Annotated in this window: 17 protein-coding genes; 12 read left to right on the top strand and 5 right to left on the bottom strand. The window is 72.7% G+C overall.

Translation table 11 applies throughout. The features are described 5' to 3' along the window. Positions 1 to 31: 31 nt before the first annotated feature. Genes ACF08F_RS08980 through ACF08F_RS09000 form a run of 5 tightly spaced genes read right to left on the bottom strand, consistent with a single transcriptional unit; the run spans position 32 to position 5,772 of the window. Positions 32 to 1,048, bottom strand: a complete 1,017-nt coding sequence (locus ACF08F_RS08980; protein ID WP_392297847.1) for an ABC transporter ATP-binding protein — start codon at positions 1,046 to 1,048, stop codon at positions 32 to 34. Further along, the gene (locus tag ACF08F_RS08985) at positions 1,045 to 2,058 is read right to left on the bottom strand and encodes an ABC transporter ATP-binding protein (RefSeq protein ID WP_392297848.1); all 1,014 of its coding nucleotides are present in this window, start codon (positions 2,056 to 2,058) and stop codon (positions 1,045 to 1,047) included. The genes ACF08F_RS08980 and ACF08F_RS08985 overlap by 4 nt, the downstream gene beginning before the upstream one ends. Beyond that, positions 2,058 to 3,044, bottom strand: a complete 987-nt coding sequence (locus ACF08F_RS08990) for an ABC transporter permease (RefSeq protein ID WP_392297849.1) — start codon at positions 3,042 to 3,044, stop codon at positions 2,058 to 2,060. The genes ACF08F_RS08985 and ACF08F_RS08990 overlap by 1 nt, the downstream gene beginning before the upstream one ends. After that, positions 3,041 to 4,012 carry an ABC transporter permease gene (locus ACF08F_RS08995; protein ID WP_392297850.1) on the bottom strand — a complete coding sequence of 324 codons (972 nt, stop codon included), beginning with the start codon at positions 4,010 to 4,012 and terminating at the stop codon, positions 3,041 to 3,043. The genes ACF08F_RS08990 and ACF08F_RS08995 overlap by 4 nt, the downstream gene beginning before the upstream one ends. 14 nt (positions 4,013 to 4,026) lie before the next feature. After that, entirely contained in the window at positions 4,027 to 5,772 is a 1,746-nt protein-coding gene (locus ACF08F_RS09000; protein WP_392297851.1) for an ABC transporter substrate-binding protein, read from the bottom strand. 200 nt (positions 5,773 to 5,972) lie between these two features. Here ACF08F_RS09000 and ACF08F_RS09005 point away from each other — a divergent pair, with 200 nt between their 5' ends. The 12 genes from ACF08F_RS09005 (at position 5,973) to ACF08F_RS09060 (ending at position 19,674) form a co-directional block, all read left to right on the top strand. Beyond that, positions 5,973 to 7,148, top strand: a complete 1,176-nt coding sequence (locus tag ACF08F_RS09005; RefSeq protein ID WP_392297852.1) for an NAD(P)/FAD-dependent oxidoreductase — start codon at positions 5,973 to 5,975, stop codon at positions 7,146 to 7,148. A 56-nt stretch (positions 7,149 to 7,204) separates the two neighbouring features. Next, positions 7,205 to 7,519 carry a (2Fe-2S)-binding protein gene (locus ACF08F_RS09010; RefSeq protein WP_392297853.1) on the top strand — a complete coding sequence of 105 codons (315 nt, stop codon included), beginning with the start codon at positions 7,205 to 7,207 and terminating at the stop codon, positions 7,517 to 7,519. Continuing rightward, positions 7,500 to 9,068 (top strand): FAD-dependent oxidoreductase, encoded by a 1,569-nt coding sequence (locus ACF08F_RS09015; RefSeq protein ID WP_392297854.1) that lies wholly within the window; start codon positions 7,500 to 7,502, stop codon positions 9,066 to 9,068. Before ACF08F_RS09010 ends, ACF08F_RS09015 begins: the two co-directional genes overlap by 20 nt. A gap of 253 nt (positions 9,069 to 9,321) precedes the next feature. After that, on the top strand, positions 9,322 to 10,230 hold the full coding sequence (locus tag ACF08F_RS09020; protein WP_392297855.1) for a dihydrodipicolinate synthase family protein: 909 nt from the start codon (positions 9,322 to 9,324) through the stop codon (positions 10,228 to 10,230). 46 nt (positions 10,231 to 10,276) lie between these two features. After that, complete coding sequence (locus tag ACF08F_RS09025) at positions 10,277 to 11,281, top strand: proline racemase family protein (RefSeq protein WP_392297856.1); 1,005 nt, start codon at positions 10,277 to 10,279, stop codon at positions 11,279 to 11,281. Next, positions 11,278 to 12,663: an aldehyde dehydrogenase family protein gene (locus ACF08F_RS09030; RefSeq protein ID WP_392297857.1), complete on the top strand. Its 1,386-nt coding sequence runs from the start codon at positions 11,278 to 11,280 to the stop codon at positions 12,661 to 12,663. Before ACF08F_RS09025 ends, ACF08F_RS09030 begins: the two co-directional genes overlap by 4 nt. 47 nt (positions 12,664 to 12,710) lie before the next feature. Then, entirely contained in the window at positions 12,711 to 13,391 is a 681-nt protein-coding gene (locus ACF08F_RS09035) for a GntR family transcriptional regulator (protein WP_392297858.1), read from the top strand. 104 nt (positions 13,392 to 13,495) lie between these two features. Then, the gene (locus tag ACF08F_RS09040; RefSeq protein WP_392297859.1) at positions 13,496 to 14,761 is read left to right on the top strand and encodes an alpha/beta fold hydrolase; all 1,266 of its coding nucleotides are present in this window, start codon (positions 13,496 to 13,498) and stop codon (positions 14,759 to 14,761) included. Between the two features lie 286 nt (positions 14,762 to 15,047). Then, a complete protein-coding gene (locus tag ACF08F_RS09045; RefSeq protein ID WP_392297860.1) occupies positions 15,048 to 16,457 on the top strand; it encodes a family 2B encapsulin nanocompartment shell protein in 1,410 nt (469 codons plus the stop codon). Between the two features lie 112 nt (positions 16,458 to 16,569). Then, complete coding sequence (locus ACF08F_RS09050) at positions 16,570 to 17,913, top strand: family 2 encapsulin nanocompartment cargo protein terpene cyclase (protein ID WP_392297861.1); 1,344 nt, start codon at positions 16,570 to 16,572, stop codon at positions 17,911 to 17,913. A gap of 15 nt (positions 17,914 to 17,928) precedes the next feature. Then, positions 17,929 to 18,813, top strand: a complete 885-nt coding sequence (locus tag ACF08F_RS09055) for a geranyl diphosphate 2-C-methyltransferase (RefSeq protein WP_392297862.1) — start codon at positions 17,929 to 17,931, stop codon at positions 18,811 to 18,813. Between the two features lie 156 nt (positions 18,814 to 18,969). Further along, positions 18,970 to 19,674, top strand: a complete 705-nt coding sequence (locus ACF08F_RS09060; protein ID WP_392297863.1) for a DUF2470 domain-containing protein — start codon at positions 18,970 to 18,972, stop codon at positions 19,672 to 19,674. The last annotated feature ends 12 nt before the right edge of the window (positions 19,675 to 19,686 follow it).

The following is a 19,686-nucleotide window of genomic DNA, read 5'->3' on the forward strand; positions in this document are numbered from 1 at the left end:
GCACACGCGGGACCGGGGCGCTCCGCCACGCTCAGGCGGCCTCGGGGAAGTGGCAGGCGACCTGGCGCGCCTCGCCGGGGGAGGCGATCCGCAGCAGCGGCGCCTCCGTCCGGCAGATCGCCTGCGCCTTGGGACAGCGCGGGTGGAAGGTGCAGCCGGGCGGCGGAGCGGCCGGGCTCGGCGGGTCGCCGAGCAGCGTGATCCGCTCCCGGGCCCGCTCGGCGGCCGGGTCGGGCAGCGGTACGGCGGAGAGCAGCGCCCGTGTGTAGGGGTGCGCGGGGGCCGCGTACACCCGCTCCTTCACCCCGATCTCCACGATCCGGCCGAGGTACATCACCGCGACCCGGTCGCAGACCCGCTTGACGACCGAGAGGTCGTGGGCGATGAAGAGGTAGGCGAGTCCCAGCTCGCGCTGGAGCCGTTCCATCAGGTTGACGATCTGCGCCTGGACGGAGACGTCGAGCGCGGAGACGGGTTCGTCGGCGACGACGAGCCGCGGGTTCGTGGCCAGCGACCGGGCGATGCCGATGCGCTGGGCCTGGCCGCCGGAGAACTCGTGCGGATAGCGGTCGATGTGCTCCGGGATGAGCCCGACCAGATCCATCAGCTCCACCGCCCGCTTGCGGGCTTCGGCGGCCGAACTCCCCTGCACCATCAGCGGATCGGAGATGATCCGGGCCACGGTCTGGCGGGGGTTGAGGGAGGAGTGCGGGTCCTGGAAGACCATCTGGAGGTCACGGCGCAGCGGCTTGAGCTCCCGCTGCGACAGATGGGTGATGTCGCGCCCGTCGTACGACACGGAGCCGGCGGTGGGCTCCAGGAGCCGCACGATCATGCGCCCGGTGGTCGACTTGCCGCAGCCGGACTCGCCGACGAGGCCCAGGGTCTCGCCCGCCGCCACGTCGAAGCCGATGCCGTCGACGGCCCGGACGGGCGCCGAGCGGGCCCGGCGCCCCGGGAAGGTCATCGTCAGGTCCCGCACGCTGAGCAGGGGCGTGGACGTGGTGCCCGGGGCCGTGCCCGGGATCGCGGTGGTGGTCGTGGTCATGAGGCGACGCCTTCGTACGCGGGGAACGCGGGGAAATGGCAGGCGGCCGGGTGGCCCTCCGGGCCGGCGAGCAGCGGGCGTTCGCCCGCGCAACGCGCCCGCTCCTCCTCGGAGCCGGCGGCCGCCCGGGCGCAGCGGGGCGCGAACGCGCAGCCGGGAGCGGGGTCGAGCAGGGACGGCGGGCTGCCGGGTATCGCGCGCAGCGGCGCGTCGTCGTCATCGTCGAGCCGGGGCAGCGAGTCGAGCAGTCCGCGGGTGTAGGGGTGGGCGGGGGAGGCGAAGAGCGAGTCCACCGGCGCGCGTTCGGCCGCCCGGCCGCCGTACATCACCAGGACGTCGTGGGCCACGCGAGCGACCACGCCGAGATCGTGGGTGATCATGACGACGGCGAGTCCCCGTTCCTGCTGGATGCGGGCGATCAGCTCCAGGATCTGGGCCTGGACGGTGACGTCGAGGGCGGTGGTCGGTTCGTCGGCGATGAGGAGCTCGGGTTCGCAGGCCAGGGCCATCGCGATCATCACGCGCTGCCGCATGCCGCCCGAGAACTGGTGCGGGTACTCACCGGCCCGGCGCCGTGGTTCGGGGATGCCGACCTCGCCCAGCGCCTCGACGGCCCTCGCCCTGGCGGCCTTGCGGCCGGAGCCGAAGTGGACCCGGTGGTGCTCGGCGATCTGCTCCCCGACGGTGTAGTAGGGGTGCAGGCTGGACAGCGGGTCCTGGAAGATCATGGCCATCCGCCGCCCGCGCAGCCCGTTGAGCTCGCGGTCGGAGAGGCCGATCAGCTGGCGCCCGCCCAGGGTGACGGAGCCGGTGACCTCGGCGCCCGTGTGCAGGCCCATGACGGCGAGCGAGGTCACGGACTTCCCGGAGCCGGACTCGCCGACGATGCCGAGGGTCCGGCCGGGCCGTACGTCGAAGGAGAGGGCGTCGACGGCCCGCACGGGGCCGCGCTTCGTCGCGAAGGTGACCGTGAGGTCCCGTACCGACAGGAGGGGATCGGGCTCGGCCATCAGTACCTCACTCGCGGGTCGACGACGGCGTACAGCAGGTCGACGGCCAGGTTGGCGACGACGATGAAGGCGGCGGCGAGCAGGGTGACCCCGAGGATGACGGGCTGGTCGCCGCTGGACAGGGCGCCGTAGAACAGGCGGCCGATGCCGGGGAGTCCGAAGATCGACTCGGTGATCACGGCGCCCGCGAGGAGTCCGCCCAGGTCCATGCCGAAGATGGTCAGGATCGGGGTCATGCCCGCGCGCAGCCCGTGCTTGACGACGACCGCGCGGCGCGGCAGACCCTTGGCGCGGGCGGTGCGGATGTAGGGCTCCGCCATGCTCTCGATCATCGAACTGCGGCTCTGCCGCGCGTACATGGCGGCGTACAGGACGGCGAGCGCGAGCCAGGGCAGCAGCAGGTTGGTGGCCCAGGACAGCGGGTCGTCGCCGAAGGCCACGTACTCCGGGTAGGGCAGCAGCCCGGAGACCCGGATCAGGCCGTAGATCAGCAGCACCGAGGTGAAGTAGACGGGCAGCGAGGCCGCGGCGACCGCGCCGACCATCAGGGCCCGGTCGAGGAGCGTGTCCTTGTGGAGCGCGGCGGTGACGCCCGCGGTGAGCCCGAGGAGGAGCCAGATCGCGGCGGCGCCGAAGGCCAGCGAGGCCGAGACGGGGAGCCGGTCCACGAGCAGGTCCCACACGCTCTGGCTGTTCTCGTACGAGTAGCCCAGACAGGGGAAGTCGCAGCTGAGGGCGTACTGGCCGGTGCCCATGGTGCGGCCGGTGAAGATGCCCGTGACGAAGTCGGTGAACTGCCGCCACAGCGGGGCGTCGAGGCCCATGTTGGCGCGGATCGCCTCCAGCCGTTCGTTGCTGCACGCCTTGCCGCAGGCGGCGGCGGCCGGGTCGGAGGGGAGGACGTAGAAGATGGTGAAGGTGACGGCGGCGATGGCGAGGAGGACGCCGAGGACGCCCAGGAGCCGGCGGCCGAGGTAGAGGATCACGAGCCGCTGCCTCTCGGGTCGAGGATGTCGCGCAGGGCGTCCCCGAGCAGGGTGAACGCGAGCACGGTGAGGAACAGGCAGAGGCTCGGGACGAGGAAGTACATGGGGTCCGTGTCGTAGTACGCGACGCTCTCGGCGATCATCTGGCCCCAGGACGGGGTCGGCGGGCGCACCCCGACGCCCAGATAGCTGAGGGCCGCCTCGGTGGCGATCATCCCGGGGACGATCAGCGTGGTGTACGCGATGACCGGCCCGGCGACGCCCGGCAGGATGTCGCGGGCGAGGATCCGCAGGGGGCCGGAGCCGCCGACGCGGGCGGCGTCGACGTACTCGCGGTGCTTGAGCGACAGGGTCTGGCCGCGGACGACCCGGGCGATGCCGGGCCAGCCGAAGAGGCCGATGACGACGGTCATCAGGAGGGTCCGGTTGACGTCCCGGGCCACCGACATCATCGCGATCATGAAGATGAGGGACGGGAAGGACATGGTGAGGTCCATCAGCCGGGACAGCACGGTGTCGGTGCGGCCGCCGAAGTAGCCGGCGGCGATGCCGGCCGCCGTCCCGGCGACGACGACGATCGCCGTCGCCGAGAAGGCGATGAGCAGGGAGACCTGCCCGCCGTGCACGACCCGGGCGAACAGGTCGCGGCCGGTGACGGGTTCGACGCCGAGCCAGTGCTCGGCCGAGACGCCGCCGAGCGGCCCGATGGGCAGGCCGCCCAGGTACGGATCGACGGCGCTCTTGTCGAACTCCTCGGGGCCCCAGCCGCCGAGCGAGCCGATGAGCGGGGCGGCGACGGTCAGCAGCGCGAAGAACGCGACCACGACGAGCGACAGTCTGACGGAGGTGCGGCGGCGCAGTTCCGCGCGGGCGAGCTGCCAGGGCCCGCTTCCCGCCCGGGCGGCGTGGGCCGGGGCGGCCGGAGGGGAGGTCCCGCCGGGCGGGGTGCCGGAGGTGGTGGTGGTCATGGTGTTCCCGGCCCTCAACGCGTGCTCTTCGAGGGGTCCTTGAGGCCGACCGTCGCGTAGTCGATCTGGCCGCCGAAGGAGGTATGGCCGTAGGCGCCGGCGATGTTGGTGCCGATCAGCAGGGGCTTGCGCTCGATGAGGGCGGGCGCGGTCGGGGCCTTGGCGAGGATCGTCGCGTCGAGCTCCTGCCAGGCCTTGTTCGCCTGCTGGGCGTCGGTCATCGCGGCGATCTCGTCCATGCGCTTCATCGTGGCGTCGTCACGGAAGAGGGAGTGGTTGCCGGAGTTGCCCTTCTCCTTGATGAAGCGGCCGTCGAAGACGAAGGGGAGGAAGGTCGAGCCGGAGGGGAAGTCCGGGCACCAGCCGGTGTAGACGAGGTCGGTGCGGGTCTTGGTCTCGCCGATGGTGTCGTAGAAGGCGCCCGGGTCGACGGTCTCGATGGTGACCTTGATCCCGGCGCGGCCGAGGGACTGCTGGATGGCCTCGCCGACGGCCTTGTCGCCGGTGGAGACGGTGACGCTGGTGGAGACGCCGCCCTCCTTGCCGGCCTCCTTCAGGAGCTGCTTGGCCTTCTCGACGTCGCCGGTGAGCGGGATCTTCAGGGTGTCGGGCTGCTTGCCGCCGTGGAGCACGCCGGGCATGAGCGCGGTGGCCGGGTCGTTGAGCGCGGGACCGCCGGTGGCGGTGAGGAGGGCCTCGCGGTCGAGGGCGTACTGCACGGCCTGGCGGACCCTGACGTCGTCGAAGGGCGCGCGGCCGGTGTGCATCTGGACCATCTCGGTGCAGTTGGTCGTCTCGGCGAGCAGCCGCGCCTTGACGTCGGGCTTGGTCAGCACCTTCGGGGTGGACTCGGGGCGGAGCGAGGCCCAGGCGACGGCGGAGGCGTCGGCGCCCGCGGAGGCGACGAGGCGGTCGTCGACCTGGTTGCCCTTGAGGCCCATCGTGACGACGATCCGGTCCGGGTAGGCCTTGCGGACGGTGTCGGTCGAGGCGCTCCAGTGGGTGTTGCGCACGAGGACGAGCTGCTTGTCCCGGGCGTACGTCTCGATCTTGTACGGGCCGGAGGAGAAGGGCCGGTTGTCGTACTGCGGGCCCTTGTCCTGGGACTTGGGCACGGGGCTGAAGGTGGGGAGCACGGTCGCGTAGGGGAACTCGGCGAAGGGCTTGCGGAGTTCGAAGACGATCGTGCGGTCGTCCGGGGTCTTCACGGAGTCGAGGTGCCTGCCCTGCGCCGGGCCCTTGTAGCCCTCGGCGCCGACGAGGTAGCGGGCCGCGTAGTCGGGGCCGCCGGGCAGGTCGGGGGAGAAGGACCGCTCGACGTTGTACTTGACGTCCTGGGCGGTGATCGGGGTGCCGTCCTCGTACTTCAGTCCCGGCTTCAGCTTGAAGGTCCAGGTCTTGGCGCCGTTGGAGGAGACGCCCAGGTCCTCGGCGAGGTCGGTGGTGAGCTCGCCGCCCTTGGCGCCCGGCTCGGCCTTGTACGTGAGGAGGGTGCGGTAGAGCAGGCGGGTGCCGAAGTCCATGTCGCCCATGACCCAGTTGCGGGCCGGGTCGAGGTGGGTGAAGTCCTGGTTGGACAGGACGGTCAGCGTGCCGCCCTTCTGCGGAGTGCCGCCGACCACCGCTCCGTTGTTGGAGGTCGCGGGGTTCTTGCCGCGGCTCCGGTCGGCTCCGGTCTTGTCGCCGCCGGCACAGCCGGTCGCACCGAGGGCGAGGGCCGTCACCAGAGCGGTGGCCAGGGTGTACGTGCGCTTGTTCATGGGTCACTCCGAGAGAGCGGTCGAACAGCCCGATGGCTGGAATGTGACCTGTAACATAGTAATGTGAAATTGCACTGACAAGGTGTCGGGCGGTCCGTTACTCATCCGTGTCCGGGTGGCGCCCGAGGGAGCGCCCCAGGACCTGGAATGCTCCGTTTCGGGGTCTTGGCAACTCCAGTGCAATGTGAAATATTACTGACGTGCCCACGAGAAAACCCTCGGATGTCATCGTCGTCGGCGCCGGCGTCGTCGGCGCGGCCTGCGCCTACTACGCCGCCCAAGCCGGCCTCTCCGTCACCGTCGTCGACCGCGGCTCCGTCGCGGGCGGGACGACGGGGGCCGGCGAGGGAAACCTCCTGGTCTCCGACAAGGAGCCGGGACCGGAGCTCGAACTCGCCCTCCTCGCCAACACCCTGTGGCGGGAGCTGGCGGACGTGCTCCCGCCGGACGTCGAGTACGAGGCCAAGGGCGGCCTCGTGGTCGCCTCCGGCGAGTCGGGGATGCGCGCCCTGCGCGACTTCGCGGCCCGCCAGGAGAAGGCGGGCGTCACCACCCAGGAGGTCCCGGGGGACCGGCTCCACGATCTGGAGCCCCACCTCGCTCCTGGCCTCTCCGGAGGCTTCCTCTATCCGCAGGACTCCCAGGTGATGCCCGCCCACGCCGCCGCCCAGCTGCTCCGCGCCGCGGGCGACCGCGTACGGCTGCGGCTGGGGGAGGAGGTGACCGCCGTCCTCACCGGCGCGGCCGGCGAGATCCGCGGCGTACGGACGACGGCGGGCGAGATCCACGCCCCGTACGTGGTCAACGCCGCCGGCACCTGGGGCGGCGCCCTCGCCGAACTCGCGGGCGTCCACCTCCCCGTGCTGCCCCGCAGGGGTTTCGTCCTCGTCACCGAACCGCTGCCCCGCGTGGTGCGCCACAAGGTGTACGCGGCCGACTACGTCGCCGACGTGGCCAGCGGCTCCGCCGCCCTCCAGACCTCCGCGGTCGTCGAGGGCACCCCGGCGGGCCCGGTGCTCATCGGCGCCAGCCGGGAACGGGTCGGCTTCGACCGCACCCTCTCCGTCGAGGTCCTGCGCCGGCTCGCCGCCGGGGCCACCGCCCTCTTCCCGGTCCTCGGCACCGTACGGGCCATGCGGACCTATCCGGGCTTCCGGCCCTACCTGCCGGACCACCTGCCCGCGATCGGTCCCGACCCGCGCGTCCACGGGCTGCTGCACGCCTGCGGCCACGAAGGCGCGGGCATCGGCCTCGCTCCGGTGACCGGGCAGATCGTCGCCCGCTGCCTGACGAGCGGCCGACTGCCCCTGGACATCGCACCGTTCCGCCCGGACCGGTTCGGCACCGCCGGACCCGAGGGCGCCCCAGCACCCTGACGCGCACCCGACCCGACGCCGTCACCGTCATCTCCACCTTCACGAGAGGAGGGCCCGTGGCCCGCACGCCCGCCGACCTGGTCGGGGCACAGCCCGATCCGCCGTTCGAGATCACCTTCGACGGCCGGAGCGTCACCGCCCTGCCCGGCCAGACCGTCGCCGCCGCCCTCTGGGGCGCCGGCATCCTGGCCTGGCGCACCACCCGGCACGGGGGGCGGCCGCGAGGCGCGTTCTGCGGGATCGGCCAGTGCTACGACTGCCTCGCCACCGTCAACGGCGAGCCCAACCGGCGGGCCTGTCTGGTCCCGGCCCGTCCCGGCGACGCCGTCACCACCCAGGAAGGCCACGGCCGTGACCGCCTCGCCGTCTGAACCGTACGACCTCGCGGTCGTCGGCGCGGGCTCCGCGGGGCTCGCCGGAGCCGTCATCGCCTCCGAACTCGGGCTCTCCGTCGCCCTGCTGGACTCCTCCACGCACTCCGGCGGACAGTTCTACCGGCACCCCGCACCCACCCTGGGCGCCGTCCGGCCCGAGGCCCTCCACCACGACTGGTCCGCCTTCTCCGACCTGCGGCGCAGACTCGGCGCGAGCACGGTCGACCACCTGACGGGGCACCACGTGTGGTCCGTGACCAGGGAGTCCGACGGGTCCGGCACCGACGGGTCCGGCGCGGGTCAGCCCGGGCCTGGCGGGTCTGGCGCCGGTGAGTCCCGAGCCGAAGGGTCCGGTGCGGCCTCCGGGGCCGGCGGGGACTGGACGGTCCACGCGGTCACCGGAGCCGACGGCACCGAGGAGCGGCCCGTCCGGATCAGGGCCCGGGCACTGCTCCTCGCCACCGGCGCGTACGAACGCCAGCTCCCCTTCCCCGGCTGGACCCTGCCCGGCGTCGTCGGCGCCGGCGGGGCGCAGGCCATGCTCAAGTCCGGGCTCGTGCTGCCCGGACGGCGCATCGTCGTGGCCGGCAGCGGCCCGCTGCTGCTCGCCGTCGCCTCGTCGCTCGCCGCGGCGGGCGCACGGGTCCCGGCCGTGGTCGAGGCCGCGGGGTACCTGCGGTACGCCCGCAACCCCCGCGCGCTCGTGACCAATCCGGCGAAGGCCGCCGAAGCCCTGGTGCACGGGGCCGCACTGCTCCGGCACCGGGTGCGGGTGCTGCCGCGCAGCGCGGTCACCGAGGTGCACGGCACCGACCGGGTGGAGGCCGTCACGGTCAGCCGCCTGGACGGCGACTGGGTGCCCGTGCCGGGGACGGGCCGCAGGATCGCCTGCGACGCGCTCGCCGTCGGGCACGGCCTCGTACCTCAGATCGAGCTGGCCACCGCCGTCGGCTGCGCCACCCGCGCGCTGCCCGACGGAACCCTCGGTCTCGTCCTGGACGACCTCCAGGAGACCTCGGTGGCCGGTCTGTGGGCGGCGGGTGAGACCGGCGGCGTGGGAGGCGCCGGACTCGCCCGCACCGAGGGCGAGCTGGCGGGCCGTGCGATCGCCGCCCGGCTGCGCGCCCGCCGTGCCGACCCGGACCCGGGACGGGGCGTGAGCCCGGGCCGGGTCGGCGAACTCCGGCGCCGCCGGGACCGGATGCGGGCCTTCGCGGACGTCATGTCCGCCGCGCACGCGCCGGGTCCGGGCTGGCCCGCGTGGCTGGAGGACGGGACGGACGTGTGCCGCTGCGAGGAGGTGACCGCGGGGCGTGTGCGCGAGGCGGTCACCGACCTCGGGGCGCGGGACGCGCGGACCGTCAAGCTCCTCACGCGAGCCGGCATGGGCTGGTGTCAGGGGCGGATGTGCGGGACTGCCGTGGCGTGCCTCGCGGCGCGCGACGGTGCCCCCGAACCGCCCGCGGAACGCCGTCCGTTCGCCGTCCCCGTACCCCTCGCGACCCTCGCCGCGCTGGACGAGCACACACCCGAGCAGACCCCCTAGGGCGTGTTGCGAAAGTCCCGCCTGCCCGACGGCGCCTGGCACGCACGCTCGCCGCGTTGTCGGGATCACCCCGATACATCCAGTATCGGGGCGACCCTCCGCCTTGCGATCGCACGCACCAGACGCCGTCGGGCCCGCCCTTCGGGCGGCCGGCGCTACTTTCGCAACACGCCCTAGAACCACGGGAAGAGGCCCACAAGGCCTCTCTCCTTCCCACCCATAAAATGTCACACATTACAGAAAGGTCGTCGACATGACCGCCACCACCTGGAACACCGACCGACCCTGGCGCGGCATCATGGTCGCCACCACCCTGCCCTTCCGCGAGGACCTCTCCGTCGACCACGACGCCTATGCGGAGCACGTGGCCTGGCTGATCGCCAACGGCTGCGACGGTGTCGTCCCCAACGGCTCCCTCGGCGAGTACCAGACCCTCACCGACGCGGAGCGCGCCCAGGTCGTCCGCACCGCCGTCGCGGCCGCCGGTGACGGGGCCCGGGTCATGCCCGGCGTCGCCGCCTACGGCAGCGCCGAGTCCCTCCGCTGGGCCGAGCAGGCCGCCGAGGCCGGCGCGGGATCCGTCCTGCTCCTGCCGCCCAACGCCTACCGCGCCGAACCGGCCGCGGTGCGCGCCCACTACAGCGACGTCGCCAAGGCCGGGATCCCGGTCGTCGCCTACAACAACCCGATCGACACCAAGGTCGACCTGACCCCCGGGCTGCTGGCGGAGCTGCACCGCGACGGCAGCATCGTCGCGGTCAAGGAGTTCAGCGGCGACGTCCGCAGGGCGTACGAGATCGCCGAACTCGCGCCGGAACTCGACCTCCTGATCGGCGCCGACGACGTCCTCCTGGAGCTGGCCGTCGCGGGCGCGGTCGGCTGGATCGCCGGCTACCCCAACGCCTTCCCCGCCAGCTGCGCCGAGCTCTACCACGCGGCTGTCGCGGGCGACCTGGCCACCGCCGTGCCGCTGTACAAGTCCCTGCACTCCCTCCTGCGCTGGGACTCGAAGACAGAGTTCGTCCAGTCCATCAAGCTCTCCATGGACATCGCCGGCCGCCGGGGCGGACCGACCCGTCCCCCGCGCCACCCGCTCACCGGCGTGATCGAGGCCGGCGTGCGGACCGCCACCGAGAAGGCCGTCGCCGACGGCCACCGCTGACCCGCACCGCCCCCCGCCGTCCTCGCCGTCCTTCGAAAGGAACCCCGTGCGCACCCGTCATGTCTTCCATGCCGTCGACTCGCACACCGAGGGCATGCCCACGCGCGTGATCACCGGTGGTGTCGGGGTCATCCCGGGCGCCACGATGGCCGAGCGCCGGCTGCACTTCATCGAGCACCTCGACCATCTCCGTACGCTGCTGATGTTCGAGCCGCGCGGTCACGCCGCGATGAGCGGTGCGATCCTCCAGCCGCCCACGCGGCCGGACGCGGACTTCGGCGTGCTGTACATCGAGGTGTCCGGACTGCTGCCGATGTGCGGTCACGGCACGATCGGGGTGGCGACCGTGCTGGTGGAGACGGGCATGGTGCCGGTCGTCGAGCCCGTCACCACCGTCCGCCTCGACACACCGGCCGGCCTCGTCAGCGTCGACGTCCGGGTCGAGGACGGCGCCGCGAAGGCGGTCACGCTCACCAACGTGCCCGCCTTCAGCGTGGCCCTCGACCGCACGGTGGACGTCCCCGGGTACGGGACGGTCACCTACGACCTGGCCTTCGGCGGCAACTTCTACGCGTTCGTGGAACTCGACTCCCTGGGGCTGCCGTTCGACCGCACGCGCAAGGACGACCTCCTCGCCGCCGGACTCGCCGTCATGGACACGATCAACGCCTCGTCCGACCGGCCCGTGCACCCCGCGCAGCCGGAGATCGCCGGGCTCAAGCACGTGTACCTCGCGGCCCCCGGCTCGGACGCCACCCGCTCACGCCACGCCATGGCCATCCACCCCGGCTGGTTCGACCGCTCGCCCTGCGGCACCGGGACCAGCGCCCGGATGGCCCAGCTGCACGCCCGCGGCGAACTCCCGCTCGACACCGACTTCGTCAACGAGTCCTTCATCGGTACGGAGTTCACCGGCCGGCTCACCGCCGAGACGGAGGTCGGCGGCCTGCCCGCCGTCGTCCCCACGGTCACCGGCCGCGCCTGGATCACCGGCACCGCGCAGTACCTCCTCGACCCGGACGACCCCTTCCCCGGAGGCTTCCTCCTGTGACCGACACACTCCCGACCGTCATCTCCCGCAACCCGGCCGACCCGGCCGACGTCCTCCTGCGGATCCCCGCCCCCGGCGCCTTCACCGCGGTCGACACCGTCGAACGGGCGCGCGCCGCCCAGCCCGGCTGGCTGCTCGCCGGGGCCGCCGCCCGCTCGGCCGCGCTCGGCGCCGTCGCCGCCGCCGTCGAGGCCGCGGCCGAGGAGCTGGCCGCGCTCGCCGTACGCGAGGTGGGCAAGCCGCTCGCCGAGGCCAGGGCCGAGGTGGCCCGGACCGCCGCCATCTGGCGCTACTACGCCCAGGCGCCCTTCGAGCCCACCGGAGCGGTCCACGAGCCCGCCGCGGGCCCCGGACTGCTCCTGACCCGCCGCCGCCCGCACGGCGTGGCCGGGCTCATCACCCCCTGGAACTTCCCCTTCGCCATCCCGACCTGGAAGGCCGCCCCGGCGCTCGCCACCGGGAACACGGTCGTCCTCAAGCCCGCCCCGGAAGCCACCGCGTGCGCCCAGCGCCTGGCCGAGATCGTCCAGCGGGTCCTGCCCGAGGCGGTGTTCACGGTCCTGCCCGGCGGCGCGACCGAGGGAAACGCGCTCGTCTCCGCCGCCGACGTCGTCTCCTTCACCGGCTCCACCCCCGTCGGCCAGGCCGTCGCCCGGGCCGCGACCGCCCGGGGCGTCCCGGTGCAGGCGGAGATGGGCGGCCTGAACGCGGCGCTCGTCCTGCCGGACGCGGACGTCGCACAGGCAGCGGCCCACATCGCCGCCGCCGTCTCCGGTTACGCCGGCCAGAAGTGCACCGCCACCAGCCGGGTCGTCGCGGTCGGCGCCGCCCTCGACCCGCTGCGCGAGGCGCTCTCCGAAGCCCTGCGGGCCGTCCCCGTCGGCGACCCCGCCGACCCGGGCACCGTCTGCGGGCCGCTCATCCACGAGTACGCCCGCGACCAGGTCGGCGAGGCCTGCAAGGGGCTCTCCGTCCTCGCCGGCGGCACCGTGCCCGACCGGGACGGCTGGTACGCGGCCCCGACCCTCGTCGAGAAGGTCTCCCCGGGACACCGCCTGCTGCGCGAGGAGGTCTTCGGCCCCGTCGCCTCCCTGCTCGCTGCGGACGACCTCGCCCACGCGATCCGGATCACGAACTCCGTGCCCTACGGACTGGTCACCTCGGTCCACACCGCGGACCTCGACACCGCGCTGACCGGGCTCGACCTGCTCGACACCGGCATGATCCGGCTCAACGCCCCCTCCACCGGCGTCGACTTCCACCTGCCCTTCGGCGGCTCCAAGGCGTCCAGCCACGGACCCCGCGAGCAGGGCGGGGCGGCCCTCGACTTCTACACGTCGAGCCGGACGTACACGCTGGCACCCGCGGGCCACGCGGCGTGACATCGTACGGTGGTGATGTCGACCGGAACGAAGGGATCACCACCGTCATGGGGCACCTGACCCACCGCGACCTGAACGCCTCCCGGGAGCGGCTGCGCGACCAGGTCGCCCATGCCCTGCGAGCCGCCCTGATCTCGGGCGAGCTCCGCCCCGGGGTGGTGTACTCGGCGCCCACCCTCGCCGAGGACTTCGGGATCTCCGCCACCCCGGTCCGCGAGGCGATGCTCGACCTGGCCCGCGAAGGCCTGGTCGAGCCCGTCCGCAACAAGGGCTTCCGGGTCACCGAGGTCGACGAGCGCGACCTCGACCAGTACACCGAGATCCGTGCCCTCATCGAGATCCCCATGGTCGGCCGGATCACCCGGATCGCCGCCCGCGAGGACCTGGAGGCGCTGCGTCCGGTCGCCGAGGACATCGTGCGCGCGGCCCGCGAGCACGACCTCATCGGCTATCTGGAGGCCGACCGCCTGTTCCACCTCACGCTGCTCGGGCTCGCCGGGAACGAACGGCTCGTCGAGACCGTAGGCGAGCTGCGCAAGCGGTCCCGGCTGTACGGGCTCACCGCGCTGGACGAGAGCGGGGAGCTCGTCCCGTCGGCCGAGGAGCACCTGGAGCTGCTCGACCTGATGCTCGCCGGCGACGCCAAGGGCGCGGAGAAGTGCATGACCCGGCACCTCGGCCACGTCCGCTCCCTCTGGGCCAAGGGCGACCGCCCGCCCGGGAGGTAGCGGCGCCGGCCGACGGCCGGACGGTGACTCCTCTCGGCGGGCGGCGGTCGCCCCTCGATGCAATGTCACATCCGACCGGCCGTCCCCGGCCGTGGAAGGAAGCCATGAACCCCGCCTACGCGACCGTCGACCACACCTTCACCGTCCCCCTGGACCACCGGGCTCCCGACGGCCCCACCATCGAGGTCTTCGCCCGGGAGGTCGCCGACCCGGCCCGCGCCGGCGAGGAACTCCCCTGGCTGCTCTACCTCCAGGGCGGACCCGGCGGCAAGTCGCCCCGCCCCTCCGCCGGTTCGCCCGGCTGGCTGCCCCAGGCGCTGAGGACCCACCGCGTCCTGCTCCTCGACCAGCGCGGCACCGGCCGCTCCACCCCGGTCACCGCGAGGTCCGCCGCCCGCTTCGGGTCGCCCGAACGCCTCGCCGGCCACCTCGCCCACTTCCGGGCCGACGCGATCGTCGCCGACGCGGAGCTGATCCGCCGCGAACTCTGCGGCGACACCCCCTGGGAGACCCTCGGTCAGAGCTACGGCGGCTTCCTCACCCTCACCTACCTCTCCCAGGCGCCCCAGGGCCTGCGCGCCTGCTACGTCACCGGCGGACTCCCCGGCCTCACCGCCACCGCCGACGACGTGTACGCCCACACCTACCCCCGCGTCCGCGACCGCGTCCTCGACCTCTACGCCCGCTACCCCGAGGACGCCCCCCGCCTCCGGAAGATCGCCGACCTCCTCGCGGCCGGGGACGTCCGCCTCCCCGACGGCGACCGCCTCACCCCGCACCGCCTGCGCACCCTCGGACTCGCGCTCGGCATGGCCGACGGCTTCGAGCGCGTCCACTGGCTCCTCGACGAAGCCCTCGGCGAGGACGGCGAGCTGAGCGACACCTTCCTCCACCAGGTGACGACCCTGACCGGCTTCACCGACAACCCGCTCTTCGCCGTCATGCAGGAGTCGCTGTACGGACAGGGCGCGGGCCCCACCGGCTGGGCCGCCGAGCGCGCCCTGGCCGACTTCCCCGAGTTCGCCGAGGACGCCGACCCCCTCCTCCTCACCGGCGAGATGATGTACCCCTGGATGTTCCGGGAGATCGCGGGCCTGCGCCCCTTCGCCGACGCCGCCGACCTGCTGGCCGCGCGCACCGACTGGCCGCCCCTCTACGACCTCGGCCGCCTCGCCGCCAACGAGGTCCCGCTCGCCGCGGTCGTCTACCACGACGACATGTACGTCGACGCGGGCATCTCCCTCGCCACCGCCCGCCGGATCGGCGCCTCCCGCGTCTGGGTCACCAACGAGTGGGAACACGACGGCCTCGCCGCCTCCGATGGCCGAGTCCTCGCCCGTCTCATGGACCTGGCCGCCGGCCGCGCGTGACCCCTGCCCCGCTCACAGCCCTCCCGCTCCGCACCACGGAGCCGGAGGGCTTTCCCCTTTCCCCGACGGGCATGGCCGGAAACCATCGACAGCCGGTTAAACCTCGTAAGAAGCAAGATCACTGTTTCGGGGTAATGCCCTCGAACTGAGGGGGTGAGCTGCCCTTACCGGCCGTTACTGTTCCCCGGGATCTGGACGAATTCCCAGAGATTGACCCCCTATTTCCTCTTTCACCGGCGGCGTCCCGTACGCCGACCGTCGTCCACCCGAAGGAGAGCTCGCCCCGATGACCGCCCAGACCGACCCGGAAGTCCGGGTGGAGACGCCCAGGCAGTCCAGCCTCAGCACCGCGGCCGCCCGCAACCTCGCCACCACGACCAAGTCCACCCCGCAGATGCAGGAGATCTCCTCCCGCTGGCTGCTCCGGATGCTCCCCTGGGTGGAGACGAAGGGCGGCGCCTACCGGGTGAACCGCCGACTGAGCTACACCGTCGGCGACGGCCGCATCGAGTTCGTCCAGGACGGCTCCCGCGTCCGCGTGATCCCCCAGGAGCTCGGCGAACTCGCCCTGCTGCGCGGCTTCGACGACATCGAGGTGCTGACCGCGATCGCCGGCCGCTGCGTCCAGCGCGACTTCCGCGCAGGCGAGGTGCTGGCCGAGCGCGGCACCCCCGCCGAGCAGATCCTCCTGATCGCCCACGGCCGCATCAACCAGACCTCCGTCGGCCGGTACGGCGACGAGGTCGCGGTCTCCGTCGTCGCCGACGGCGACCGCCTCGGCGAGAACGCCCTGCTGGACGCCGACGCCCGGTGGGACTACACCGCCACCGCCGAGACCGCCGGCACCCTGCTCACCCTGTCCCGCGCCGACTTCGCCGCGATCGTGGACTCCGCGCCCGGACTCCGGGAGCACCTCGACGCGTTCAGCTCGCTGCCCCAGCAGCGCCAGAACCGCCACGGCGAGGCCGAGATCGCGATGTCCGCCGGCCACGTCGGCGAGGTCGCGCTGCCGGGCGCCTTCGTGGACTACGAGCTCAAGCCGCGCGAGTACGAACTCTCCGTCGCCCAGACCGTCCTCAAGGTCCACACCCGGGTCGCCGACCTCTACAACGGCCCGATGAACCAGACGGAGCAGCAGCTCAAGCTCACCATCGAGGCCCTGCGCGAGCGCCAGGAGCACGAGCTCATCAACCACCCGGAGTTCGGCCTCCTCCACAACGCCGACTTCAAGCAGCGGATCCAGACCCACTCGGGCCCGCCCACCCCGGACGACCTCGACGAGCTGCTCACCCGCCGTCGCGGCACCAAGATCTTCCTCGCCCACCCGCGGACGATCGCCGCGATCGGCCGCGAGTGGAACGCCGCCGGGCTCTACCCGGACACCGTCCTCCTCGACGGGCACCAGGTCCCGTCCTGGCGCGGGGTCCCGATCCTGCCCTGCAACAAGATCCCCATCAGCAAGGAGAACACCAGCTCCATCCTCGCCATGCGCCTCGGCGAGGACAACCAGGGCGTCATCGGCCTCCGCCAGACCGGACTGCCCGAGGAGTACGAGCCGGGCCTGTCCGTGCGGTTCATGGGCATCAGCGAGCAGGCGATCATGTCGTACCTGGTCACCACGTACTACTCCGCCGCGATCCTCGTGCCCAACGCGCTCGGCGTCCTGGAGAACGTCCAGATCGCCCGCAGGCGCTGACCCGCACCGCAGCCGCGTCCGTCCGGCCGACACCCCGGCCCGGCCCCCACCGGGCCGGGCGACCGTGCCCGGGATCCGGGACGAACCACCCCACCCCCTCTAGGAGTCACGGATGCCCGAGCCCGGGCTTTCCCCTCTGCAGTCGAGCCTGCCCAGCGCCGCGGCCCACTTCGGGCCCCACGTCCTCGACCAGGCCGGATCCGTCGGTGTCGAGGCCGCCGACGCCGCGCCGTCCACCGTGCCGGTGCCCGCCGCGGTGCCGGAGCCGGCACCGGCACCCGACCTCGGCCGGATCCTCCGCGGACCCAGCGGTCTCGGCACGGCGGCGCTGAGCCTGGCCCGGCCCCCCGTGGAACCGCCTGTCGTCGAGCCGCCCGTCGAGCCGCCCGTCGAGGCACCGCCCGTCGTACCGCCGGCGGCCGTGGTGGCGCCCGTCGTGGAGATCCCGGTCGCGTCGGCCCCCGCGGCACCGGCCGACGCCCTGCACATCCCCGGCCTCTACTACCACCCGGTGGCGGAGCCCGACCCGGCGCGGGTGGAGGAGCTCAGCCGCCGGATCAAGGACTGGGCGCTGGACGAGGTGCGGCTGTACCCCGAGGAGTGGGAGGGCCAGTTCGACGGCTTCTCCGTCGGGAAGTACATGGTCGCCTGCCACCCGGACGCCCCGACCATGGACCACCTGATGGTCGCCGCGCGGCTGATGGTCGCCGAGAACGCGGTGGACGACTGCTACTGCGAGGACCACGGGGGGTCGCCCGTCGGACTCGGCGGACGCCTCCTCCTCGCGCACACCGCCCTCGACCCCCTGCACACGACGGCGGAGTACCAGCCGCGGTGGGCGGAGTCGCTCCACGAGGACGCCCCGCGGCGCTCGTACCGCTCGGCCATGGAGTACTTCGTCCGCCAGGCCACGCCCTCCCAGGCCGACCGGTTCCGGCACGACATGGCCCGCCTCCACCTGGGATACCTCGCCGAGGGCTCCTGGGCGGAGACCGATCACACTCCCGAGGTCTGGGAGTACCTGGTGATGCGGCAGTTCAACAACTTCCGGCCGTGTCCGACCATCACCGACACCGTCGGCGGCTACGAGATCCCGGCCGACCTGCACGCCCAGCCCGCCATGCAGCGGGTGCTCGCGCTCGCCGGGAACGCCTGCACGATCGTCAACGACCTGTACTCGTACACCAAGGAACTCGCCGGCCCCGGCCGGCACCTGAACCTGCCCGTGGTGCTCGCCGAACGGGAGAACCTCTCGGACCGCGAGGGCTACCTCAAGGCGGTCGAGGTCCACAACGACCTCATGCGCGACTTCGAGTCCGAAGCCGCCGCCCTGGCCGCCGCCTGTCCCGTCCCCAGCGTGCTGCGCTTCCTGCGGGGAGTCGCCGTCTGGGTCGACGGCAACCACTACTGGCACCAGACCAACACCTTCCGCTACAGCCTGCCCGATTTCTGGTAAGAAATGGATATCTCTGTGACCAGCACCGAGCTCACCTCCGCCATCGCCACTTCCGCGTTCGTTCCGGCTCCGGCGTCGCCCTACCAGAGCGACATCGCCCGCTACTGGAACCAGGAGGCCAGGCCCGTGAACCTGCGCCTCGGCGACGTCGACGGGCTCTACCACCACCACTACGGCATCGGCGACGTCGACCACGCCGTCCTCGGCGACACCGAGGACAGCGAGTACGAGAAGAAGCTGATCGCCGAGCTGCACCGGCTGGAGTCGGCGCAGGCCGAGGTGCTCCTCGACCACCTCGGGGACATCACGCGGGACGACACGCTCGTCGACGCCGGCTGCGGCCGCGGCGGTTCGAGCGTCATGGCCCACCAGCGCTTCGGCTGCAAGGTCGAGGGCGTCACCCTCTCCTCCACGCAGGCCGAGTTCGGCAACCGGCGCGCGCAGGAGCTCGGCATCGACGACCACGTGCGGGCCCGCGTCTGCAACATGCTCGACACGCCGTTCGAGAAGGGAAGCATCGCCGCCTCGTGGAACAACGAGTCGAGCATGTACGTCGACCTCGACGACCTCTTCGCCGAGCACTCCCGCTTCCTCAAGGTCGGCGGCCGCTACGTGACCATCACGGGCTGCTGGAACCCGCGGTACGGCCAGCCCTCGAAGTGGGTCTCCCAGATCAACGCGCACTTCGAGTGCAACATCCACTCCCGCCGCGAGTACCTCCGCGCCATGGCCGACAACCGGCTCGTCCCGCAGGCGGTCGTCGACCTGACGGCCGCGACCCTGCCCTACTGGGAGCTGCGGGCCACCTCGTCGCTGGTCACCGGGATCGAGGAGGCGTTCATCGAGTCGTACAAGGACGGCTCCTTCCAGTACCTGCTGATCGCGGCCGACCGCGTCTGACCCGGCTCCGCCGGAATGGCCGGGCCCGTCCTCCGACGGGCCCGGCCCTCCGTCTTCCCGGGGTGTCGGGCTTCCAAGGACCGCAGGGATGCGTTAGGTTAGGCTTGCCTAAGTAACGGCTTGGGTATCTCCTCACCTCGCCCCTGGAGAGCTCGGATGCGTCCCTTCAGTACCCCCGCCCCCCAGCCCACCCCCGCGGAACGCGTGCGCTCGATCCTGGCCTCGGCGCACTCGATGACGGTCGTGGCCGACGGACGTCGCCAGGAGGTCCACCTCCTCGACGGGACGGGACCGATGGGCCACCTCCACCTCCACGACCCGTCCGAGGGCGTCCACGACGGGCGGGACGCACGCATCCCCGTACGCCTGGAGCTCACGGACATCGCCCCCACCGCCGTACGCGACCGCGTGCGGGCCCGCGTCACCCTCACCGGCCTGCTGGGCGCGCCCTACACGAACGACGCGAGCGAGAGCACCTGCCTGGAGTTCGGCCAGGCACTCCTCGAGGACGCCGAGGGTCGCACGTACGTCACCCTGGACGCCCTCCACGCGGTGGAGCCCGACCCGATCGCCGGCCGGGAGGGCGCCATGCTCACCCATCTCGTCGACAGCCACGCCGAACTCGTCCCGCTGCTCCTGCGCCTCGTGCGGCCGCGCCCCGAGCGGGGCGTCCTCCGCGTCCTGCCCGTCGCCCTGGACCGCTACGGGATCACCCTGCGCCTGGAGTACCCCACGCGCCACCACGACGTCCGCCTGCCGTTCCCCACCGCCGTCACCCACATCGACGAGGCCGGCTCCCGGATCCACGCCCTCTTCGCCGCCGCGCGACGCTCCTCCCACCCCAACAGCCTGCTGACCTGACGGGCTCTCGGG

The organism is Streptomyces sp. NPDC015130 (assembly GCF_043080005.1).
GTDB lineage: Bacteria > Actinomycetota > Actinomycetes > Streptomycetales > Streptomycetaceae > Streptomyces.